The following is a 263-nucleotide window of genomic DNA, read 5'->3' as shown; positions in this document are numbered from 1 at the left end:
GGCGGTGATCGCCGAGGAGGCGGGGGCGGTGGCGGTGATGGCCCTGGAGCGGGTCCCCGCGGACATCCGCGCCCAGGGGGGCGTGGCCCGCATGTCCGACCCCAAGATCATCAAGGAGATCATGGCGGGCGTCTCCATCCCCGTCATGGCCAAGGTGAGGATCGGCCACTTCGTGGAGGCCATGATCCTCGAGGCCATCGGGGTGGACTTCATTGACGAGTCCGAGGTGCTGACCCCCGCCGACGAGGAGCACCACATTGACA

General features: G+C 68.1%; 1 protein-coding gene. It reads left to right on the top strand.

The genetic code is table 11. The features are described 5' to 3' along the window. Window positions 1–263, top strand: a 263-nt coding sequence (locus MFF64_RS39100; RefSeq protein WP_498071637.1) for a hypothetical protein, incomplete at both ends; no start/stop codon positions are given.

Origin of the sequence: Methylobacterium frigidaeris (assembly GCF_022179185.1) — a bacterium.
In the GTDB taxonomy this organism is placed as follows: domain Bacteria; phylum Pseudomonadota; class Alphaproteobacteria; order Rhizobiales; family Beijerinckiaceae; genus Methylobacterium; species Methylobacterium frigidaeris.
The sequence above is the reverse complement of the archived record's forward strand: the minus strand, read 5'-3'. Positions and strand labels throughout refer to the sequence as shown.